Source organism: Thalassospira profundimaris, assembly GCF_003326755.1.
Lineage (GTDB): Bacteria > Pseudomonadota > Alphaproteobacteria > Rhodospirillales > Thalassospiraceae > Thalassospira > Thalassospira profundimaris_B.
Window position 1 is genome coordinate 1 of sequence record NZ_JPWH01000048.1, and the last position, 8,623, is coordinate 8,623.

Here is an 8,623-nt window from a genome sequence, read left to right on the forward strand (position 1 = left end):
ACCAACCTGTAAACACCTTTTTTGAAGAAAAATGACGTTTTTTACGAGACATTAGGTACAGGCCCGAAACGGTCCGCACAAATGCTGGGGTTTGCGGGTTTTGCATATGCAGCATTATTTGACATTGCGCCGCACACAAGTCGATCAATGTCGGATTTATGACAAATACCAGCGCGTGATCCTTAAAAATATCGGCTTGGAGTCCGGGCAGTTACGCCCGAATTGGCAAAAACCGACACATAACGACACAGTATTTTCGCTTTTGTCGCCTTTACTCCCGGCGTAAAGAAATTGAAGCATATGCGGGCACCAATAAAACTGAGTGTCCGTTCACTGGACCTTTTTCCCGACACAGCAGGCAAAGAACAGATCATGATCCGCATTCCCCATATTGTTGCCCATCGCGGTGCCTCCATCGAAGCCCCGGAAAACACCATTGCCGCCTTTCGGGTTGCCCAGGCGCGCGGGGTGAACTGGATTGAATGTGATGTAACATTAAGTGCCGATGACCAATGTGTCCTTATTCATGACGACACCCTGGAACGCACGACCAATGGCAGCGGCCCCATTCATCACCATGACCTGGCAACATTACGCCAGCTTGATGCCGGAGCATGGTTTTCAGACATATATAAAGGCGAGCGCATTCCCACCCTTTCCGAAACGCTTGATACCCTGGCGGCGTTAGGCATGGGGGTTAACCTGGAAATCAAGCCCTCGGGCTGTGATGCCATGAAGTTGGCAGGCGAAGTCGCCCGTGAAATTGCCAACCGCAAGGATGTGCCGATCCTGTTATCGAGTTTTGATCGCGATATTGTCGCGAAAATGGCCGGGCTTTGCCCCGATCATGATTGCGGCTGGCTGGTTGAGGAGATTCCCGGCGACTGGCAGGCGGAATATAAACGCCTGAAGGCCAGTGCCCTGCATGTTGATCATAAACAACTTACGGCAGAAATGTGTGCGGAAATAACAGGCGAAAATGTACCTTTGATCTGTTATACAGTTAACGATCCGGACCGGGCACGTAGCCTGCTGTCCTGGGGGGTGAGCAGCATTATCACCGATAACCCTGCTTTGATGACCACCGTCATCCCCCCGATCAAATAACAAGACCTCTATTAACAAGATGTCCCCGCACCAACTGCCGTATCACCGCCACCCACGGAAACGGCACAAAGGGACACATTTCGGAAATGTCTAACATGACGACGCCTGAAAACGGCATGACGCCGGATTATTCGCCCCAGCCACTTTACCCCCATAACCGGGTGAAACGGCATTTGACAGAGCTGTTCCGCCTGGCGGTTCCAGTTGTGATTGCGCGGATCGGCATGCTGATCATGTCGGTGGTAGATACGATTGTTGTCGGCAATTATGACAGTGCCGGACTGGCCTATCTGAACGTGGCCCATGCCCCGTTCATTTCCCTGCTGGTCACGGGGGTTGGTCTTTTGACCGGCATCATGATCATGACATCGCATGCGGTTGGCCGGAGAAACTATCTTGCGGCGGGGCATGTGTGGCGGGCCTGCCTGCCTTATGCCGCGCTATTGGGGATCGGTCTGGGCACGATTTCCTGGCATATGGACTGGCTTTTTGTCCTGACAGAACAACCTGCCGACATTGCCCTGCATGCTGCGGCGCTGGGGCGTATTCTTGCCCTGGGATTGCCGGCCGCGCTGATTTATACCGCCTGTTCCTTTTTTATGGAGGGGTTACAGCGCCCCCTGCCCGGCATGGTCATGATGCTGCTGGCCAATGTTGTGAACCTGTTTCTGGATTACAGCCTGGTCAATGGTGCCTTTGGCATGCCCGAACTGGGGGCCAGTGGTGCGGCATGGACGTCAACCATCATTCGCTGGCTGATGGCCCTTTCCATGCTGGCCTATGTCTTGATGCTGAAAAACCATGCCCTTTATGGATTGCGCGACGGTTTTTCCGGCTGGTGGCGCAATTCGCGCGAGGCCCGATCGGTCGGTTATGCCTCGGGTGCCAGCCAGGGCATGGAAACAATGGCCTTTGCCGCCATGCAGCTTTTTGCCGGTCGGCTGGGTGTTGTGGCCGCAGCAAGTTACGGCATTACCATGACGATTCTGGGCCTGATGTTCATGTTTGCTCTGGGACTGGCGTCGGCAACGTCAGTAAGGGTTGGCATTGCCTTTGGCCGCCGCGACCGGGCCGATATGGCGCTGGCGGGCTGGATCGGCCTGATCACCACCATGCTGGTGATGTTTGGCCTGAGCCTGCCGGTTTATTTCTTCCCCGGCTGGATTGCCAACCTGTTTAGCAAGGATGCCGTGGTGATTGCCGGGACATCGGGCCTGCTGGTTTTGATGCCAATCATTTTCCCCACCGATGGCGGGCAGAATGCGGCAATCAATGCCCTGCGCGGTACCGGAGAAAAATGGGCCCCGACCATGCTGCACATGTTTTCCTATATCTTTGTCATGATCCCGGCGGGGTATTATCTGGCATTTGTGCAGGGGTTGGGCGTAACCGGCCTGTTTTGGGGCATCGCCATTGCCAGCCTGGTCGCCGTGAGCGGCCTTGCCATTCGATTCAAGATTGTATCAGCACGGGAATTGCCTGCTTATCCCTAAGCGGCAAGTCACATTGCACCCTTACAAAATGGTCCGCCCGATATTTTCGGAGCGGACCTTTTTATTGCAACCCGCACAAGGGAGGATCGAAAAAACAAAGGAGACCAGAACCGCCATGACAACAACATCAACACAAGGCCCCAACCGGAATCGCCAAAACTGGCGCGGCAGCCTGTTTGAGGCCATGCAGGTTTTACGCGATCAGGCCGACCCGCGATTTGAAATTCTGCTGAAACATGGCAGCATGTCCGTCGAGATTTATGCCCCGCAAAAGCAGGACCATCAAACCCCGCACCGCCAGGACGAGCTTTATATCATTCAGTCCGGAACGGGGATATTCAGCCGGGATGGCGACCGCAGCCCATGCCGTGCTGGCGATGTTCTGTTTGTGCCCGCAGGCATGGATCACCGGTTTGAGGATTTTACCGATGATTTTGTGACCTGGGTGATTTTCTGGGGACCGGATGGGGGTGAAACCCCATGACCTATGATGTCCACGTCAATTGCGTGTTGCCGCCAGCGCCAAGCGGGGCATCAGCATATCGCAAAACGGAATAACCAGAGCGTCAAAAGCCGCCGCAGCCCGCGGCGCATCAATACGGATAATGTGCTGTTCAATGTCACGCCGGGTGGAGAGATCATTGAGAGCGGCAAGTTCAGGCAGGCTGGTGATCAGCATATCGTAAAACCCGGCCTGATCGGCGGTGACGTTTCCTTCGCCCAGATTGGACAAATGATTATAAAGCGCCATTGCCAGAAACCAACGGCAATAGGGCACCAGCCCCTGAATGATGTCATCGCGCTGAGCGGGTTGAACATATTGCTGCAAATCCGGGTCGAGCCAGACAGCATTTTGCACCCCGGCGACAAAGGCATTGCGCAATGCCGGACGGTCCTCGGTAAAGAACACAGTGGTGAGCCAGCCTGACAAGCCATCAAGGGCTGCCTTGCGGCTTTCGGGCGTTGAATTGGGCCCATAATCCAGCGCAGGCAAAGGCGGCTGGCCCGACATGGCAAGGGCGGCCACCGCCAGATCCATCACTGCATGGGTCAGCCATGCCTGATGCCAGATTTGCATGGGGCGAAAGAACGGTTCCTTTTCCGCCCCGCCTGCCTCGATCCAGCTTTCGATCAAATGGCTGCGCCCGAGCGCGATACCGATTTGCAGGGCAGCTTCAAAGCCAATGCCACCATTTTGCACCAGATGACGAGTGCCCAGCATATCTTCAAGCAACGGCAGGGTCGTGGCAGGATGGTCGCTACGCAGGCCAGAGCCCAGTGGCAAATAAAACGCCGCCGCATCACTATGCCCCAAAACAGCGCGCACATGCCGTCCGAAACGGCCCCAAAACACAAGGCGCACCGGCTCAGACCGCTTGCGCCACAAGGGCCGGGTTTCATCCCAGTTAGCCGTCTCAAAATCGGTCAGGGTCAGAGATTTGGCCAGGCGTGCCAGTGATTTTTCCAATGCGGCATCCATTTCTGCCAGAGGGCCGACATGGGCGATTGACAAGCGCCAGCCCGGCTGTTCATGCGGGTGATGATCAAGCCATAAATGGGCAAAACCATCGGACCCGGCGCGCTCCATTGCCGGCGCAACCAGATCGAGGAACATTTGCAGGGCGGCGGGAATATCGGTCCCATCATGATTGGGCAGGGCATCGCCGACCATGACGGTGCGCAGAGTGACATCTTCGCCATCGGGCCGGTTGGCAAAAAGGGGCGGCAGGAAACCGGCATAAGGATCGATGAACATTAGACATACTCGCTTTTTTTATAAAACCGGATGACGGCCCGGCGATCATCACAAACTAGCGCGCAACCAGACGGTCCAGACGCAAACGATGACGGGCATCACTTAACCGCCAAACGCCGGACTGCACTGCCAGCAACACCCCCAGCCCGGTAGCACCGGCAATCAGAAACATCAAAAGTAGCTGATAAAGAACCGCCTGCAAGGGGTCAATCCCGGCCAGGATTTGCCCGGTCATCATACCGGGAATAAAAACAATGCCACAGGCCGACATGGAATTCAGGATCGGGGTGAGGCCATTTTGCATGGCAACCTTTACGGCCGGGGCAAAGGCCTGGCGTCGTGTGCCGCCCAGAGCCAGCCGTGCCTCGATCGCCGGACGCATATCATGCACCGCTTCGCCCAGGCGCATCATCCCCAGCGACACACCATTCAAACTGTTGCCCAGCACCATCCCCAACAGCGGCACAACAAACCGCGGATCATACCAGGGATCGGGCCTGAACTGGGTGGCCAGGGCAAACCCCGTGACCAGAATGGAGGCCGCCGCCATCGCCCCGGTACCAAAGGCAAAACCCCACAGCCCGGTAAAACGGTATTTCTGGCGGGCTGTTGCTTCGCGGCCTGCGAAAAGCACCATGACCAATACCAGCAGCACCGTCCAAAGCGGGGCATTTAGCGCAAACAGATATTTCAGCACCAGCCCCAGCAACAAAAGCTGCACCACCATGCGCAGGGCGGCAACAAAAATCCGCCGCCCAAGCCCCAGGCGATAGATCACCGATACCAGACCATGCGCCAACAACAAAGCCGCGGCCAGACCAACATCAAAAATATCAAGCCGGATAAAAGGATCGATCATGGCGACGTGCTTTCATGTGCCACCTTGGCAGGGTGCGAAGCTTCCCGGCATCCCTGAAGATCAAGGTGATAATGCCGGTCGCCAATTTCGGACGCCTGGGCAGCGTTATGAGTCACCAGCAAAATCGCCCCGCCCCGTGCAGCAAAATGACGCAGCATAGTCTGCACCGCCTGTGTGCTTTCCGGGTCCAGGGCAGATGTGGGTTCATCGAGCAGCAAAACCGCTGGTGCCCCCTCCATGCCCCGCAACAGAGCGAGGCGCTGCCGTTCGCCAGTGGAAAGTTCGGCAATCGGGCGGTCCATAACGGTTTCGGTCAGCATCAGGGCGGACAGACGGGTTTGCACCGCACTGGGTTCGCGAAAATGCGCCCGGGCTGTTTCCGCCCACCAGCCCGGCTCAGCCGCCAGATAACGTACCCGGTCACGCCATTTGGGCGCGGGCATGGCTGACAGGGCGATATTGCGCAACATGATGGTGCCGGAAACCGTTGGTTCCAGGTCGGCGATCGCGCGCAAAAGGCGGCTTTTGCCAATGCCGGACGGCCCGCGCACAGTGACAATTTCCCCCACATGCAGGCACAGCGATACCGGCGGCAAATCGCCCACGACCAAATCATCAATTTGAAGAACGCGATCTGCCATTGGCCCCCTTAACATCACCAGGGATCAGGCACGGGTCAGGCCCGCATGTCCCAGCGAGGCCTCACGATAAACCGATGGCGGCATGCCGACAAGACGGCGAAAATCGCGCGAGAAATGGGCGTTGTCGGTAAAACCGCACCAATAGCCGATTTCACCGATTGAAAGGTCCGTGCCACTGATCAGGCGGCACGCCTCACGCACACGCGTCAAGCGCAGCAAATCGGAAAAGCGGGTATTGGCGGCTTGCAACCGGCGTTGCAGGGTGCGGGCCGATGTCTCCATATCACGGGCAACGTCATCAATCGTCCAGCCCCGGCCAACATCATTTTCCAGCATCGCGACAAGTTTGCGCACCACGGGCCGCCCCGCCACCGCAGACGGTGCCGTCCCGGGCATATTGGCCATAAACGGATAACCCTGCGACACCGGGACAAAACTTTGCCAGCTAATGCGCCAGCGCAACCCGCGCCCGGCAAAGTCACGCACTTTAACCAGCTTGCCATTGCGCACCATCGTCACCGCAGAGCCATGTGATGGCAAAATAACGCTGGTAATGCCCTCCACCCCGATGGCTTCGAGCAGACCGACAATAAACCCGTGCAACAGCAGGTTTTCCACCCGCGAAGGCGCCTGCCCGCGCACGGTGCCGCGATGCAGGGTAAGCGACCGGCTGGTGGTGGCAAATTCGGTACGGCCCCGGGCATGAGAATAACTTTCAAGACGACGCCAGCGTTCAACAATCAGCTCCGGGCTGCCACCATAACGCAGCATGGTCAAAACCGGGGCCTGCTCCTTAAGCGCCAAATGACGCCCCAGCTTGACCAGCACATAAGACCCCGCCGCTTCCTCAAGTGCCAGCATGACCGAGCGCAAACGCCCCGCCGTCATGACGGTGCCCTCGGGAACCAGATCATATCCCTGTGGAAGCCAGGCGAGCTGCCGGATCAGTGCCCCCTGAAGACCGAACGAAACAAATTCCTGCATTAACGCAACGCACCCCTTTTTGATGGCGCAATCTTACAAGCATTCTGCGTTTAGGTCATCCTGCCATAAAAAATATCACGAAGCTGTTACAAAACAATTTTTCAGCCCCATCCTGCACCACAAATACAACCATTCAGATTCAGGTGGGGGTTCGCGAATAGAATACAATGTGTCATGCTGTGGCTTTACAAACGAAGAAGGGACGACCGTGACCAGGGTTCTGTTTGTTTGCACCGGGAATATCTGCCGTTCGCCCACCGCAGATGGCGTCTTTGCCAAAATGGTGGCGGATGCCGGACTTTCAGAAAAAATTACCGTCGATAGCTGCGGCACCACGGGTTACCATGTCGGCGAACCAGCCGACCGGCGCGCAACACAGGAAGCCCGCAAACGCGGTTATGACCTGTCACATTTACGCGCTCGCAAACTGACTCCTGCCGATTTTGGCAATTTCGATTACCTGATCGCAATGGATGACAACCATCTTGAGGCCCTTGAACGCGCCTGCCCCGAAAAATACCGTGAGCGCATCAAACTGTTTCTGGATTTCCACCCCACCCGGCAGGGCCAAAGTGTGCCGGACCCCTATTATGGCGGCGCACAGGGCTTCACCCATGTACTTGATCTGATCGAGGAAACGTCCCGGAACCTGCTTAAGCAACTGCGCCAGACCCATAAAATGTAAACACAATGGCTCGACATGGCACGCACGGAATGCACATTAGATCAAAAACGTATCTCAGATATCATCGGATGCACAGTACGCCATATGCGTGTCATGTCGCAAAGCGATATGGCATGCGTGATGCTGGCAGAGCTTGAGGATACCGACGGTGGCGAACCAACGGGCATCGTTCCACGACAGGTCGTTGTCAAACACACCGCCGATAACACCGCCTGTATAGAAGGCCGGATGTTACAAAAACTGGGCACGCTCTCACCCATCCGCTATCCGGGAGTGCTTTACGGCGATGATCACCTGTTGGTCATGGAATATATCAAAGCCGATGGTCAGGCAGGATCATCTGGCGCACAGGATCTAGCGCAAAAGCTGGCCGCACAGCATGACATTACCCAACCCGATGTCGGACTGGAATTTGATACTCTGATTGGCGGGTTACACCAGCCCAACCCACCCTGCGCCAACTGGCTGGAATTTTTCCGCGATCAGCGCCTGTTATTCATGGCGCAATGTGCCAGCGACAGCGGAAAACTGCCGTCCCACCTGCGCCAGCGTATTGACAAACTTTCCGCCCGTCTGGGCGATTTCATCGCGCCCGATGTTAAACCGTCCCTTCTGCATGGCGATTTGTGGGGCGGAAATATTCTGTATCATCAGGGGAAACTGGCCGGACTGATTGACCCGGCACTGTATTTTGGCGATGCGGAAATCGAACTGGCCTTTGGCACCCTATTTGGCGATCTGAACCGCGATTTTTTCGATGTTTACAGCGAATATCGCCCGCTCCATCCGGAATTTTTCACAACCCGTCGCGATCTTTACAATCTCTATCCGCTGCTTGTTCATGTCCGCCTGTTTGGTGGCAGCTATGTGCAGGCGGTAGAGCGCAATCTCGCTCAATTGGGGTTTTAAAACCGGTTTTGTTCTGACCTTACGGCGCAAGATTGCATTGGAATTCACCGGCCCCAGGCCCAGTTCCAGCCCAAGCCTGTTGCCCCTGACGCCATCGACTGTTTGTCTTTTCGCCCGATGCTGCGGGATATTCCCTCAAAGAGACATGTACAGCCGGATCGCCTCACTTTTCGATTTGGCTATTTTGCA

At 56.2% G+C, this 8,623-nt stretch carries 9 protein-coding genes; 5 read left to right on the forward strand and 4 right to left on the reverse strand.

Annotated features, from left to right (window positions below):
• Positions 1–300 precede the first annotated feature (300 nt).
• The 3 genes from TH25_RS24170 to TH25_RS24180 all read left to right on the forward strand — a co-directional run bounded on the left by TH25_RS24170 (position 301) and on the right by TH25_RS24180 (position 3,084).
• Positions 301–1,107 (forward strand): glycerophosphodiester phosphodiesterase family protein, encoded by an 807-nt coding sequence (locus TH25_RS24170; protein WP_258549296.1) that lies wholly within the window; start codon positions 301–303, stop codon positions 1,105–1,107.
• A 95-nt stretch (positions 1,108–1,202) separates the two neighbouring features.
• Complete coding sequence (locus tag TH25_RS24175) at positions 1,203–2,600, forward strand: MATE family efflux transporter (RefSeq protein WP_258549297.1); 1,398 nt, start codon at positions 1,203–1,205, stop codon at positions 2,598–2,600.
• A gap of 115 nt (positions 2,601–2,715) precedes the next feature.
• A complete protein-coding gene (locus tag TH25_RS24180) occupies positions 2,716–3,084 on the forward strand; it encodes a cupin domain-containing protein (protein WP_220151504.1) in 369 nt (122 codons plus the stop codon).
• Positions 3,085–3,099: 15 nt separating this feature from the next.
• Here the strand turns inward: TH25_RS24180 and TH25_RS24185 are convergent, their stop codons facing one another.
• The 4 genes from TH25_RS24185 to TH25_RS24200 are packed head-to-tail and all read right to left on the reverse strand — an operon-like array spanning position 3,100 to position 6,840.
• Positions 3,100–4,356: a hypothetical protein gene (locus tag TH25_RS24185; protein ID WP_114090806.1), complete on the reverse strand. Its 1,257-nt coding sequence runs from the start codon at positions 4,354–4,356 to the stop codon at positions 3,100–3,102.
• Between the two features lie 55 nt (positions 4,357–4,411).
• Positions 4,412–5,215 carry an ABC transporter permease gene (locus TH25_RS24190; RefSeq protein WP_114090807.1) on the reverse strand — a complete coding sequence of 268 codons (804 nt, stop codon included), beginning with the start codon at positions 5,213–5,215 and terminating at the stop codon, positions 4,412–4,414.
• On the reverse strand, positions 5,212–5,856 hold the full coding sequence (locus TH25_RS24195) for an ABC transporter ATP-binding protein (protein WP_181847834.1): 645 nt from the start codon (positions 5,854–5,856) through the stop codon (positions 5,212–5,214). Before TH25_RS24195 ends, TH25_RS24190 begins: the two co-directional genes overlap by 4 nt.
• A 24-nt stretch (positions 5,857–5,880) precedes the next feature.
• Positions 5,881–6,840: a helix-turn-helix transcriptional regulator gene (locus tag TH25_RS24200; protein WP_114090809.1), complete on the reverse strand. Its 960-nt coding sequence runs from the start codon at positions 6,838–6,840 to the stop codon at positions 5,881–5,883.
• Between the two features lie 208 nt (positions 6,841–7,048).
• Between TH25_RS24200 and TH25_RS24205 the strand changes: the two genes are divergently transcribed.
• Entirely contained in the window at positions 7,049–7,525 is a 477-nt protein-coding gene (locus TH25_RS24205) for a low molecular weight protein-tyrosine-phosphatase (protein WP_220151505.1), read from the forward strand.
• Positions 7,526–7,609: 84 nt separating this feature from the next.
• The gene (locus tag TH25_RS24210) at positions 7,610–8,434 is read left to right on the forward strand and encodes a fructosamine kinase family protein (RefSeq protein WP_114090811.1); all 825 of its coding nucleotides are present in this window, start codon (positions 7,610–7,612) and stop codon (positions 8,432–8,434) included.
• The last annotated feature ends 189 nt before the right edge of the window (positions 8,435–8,623 follow it).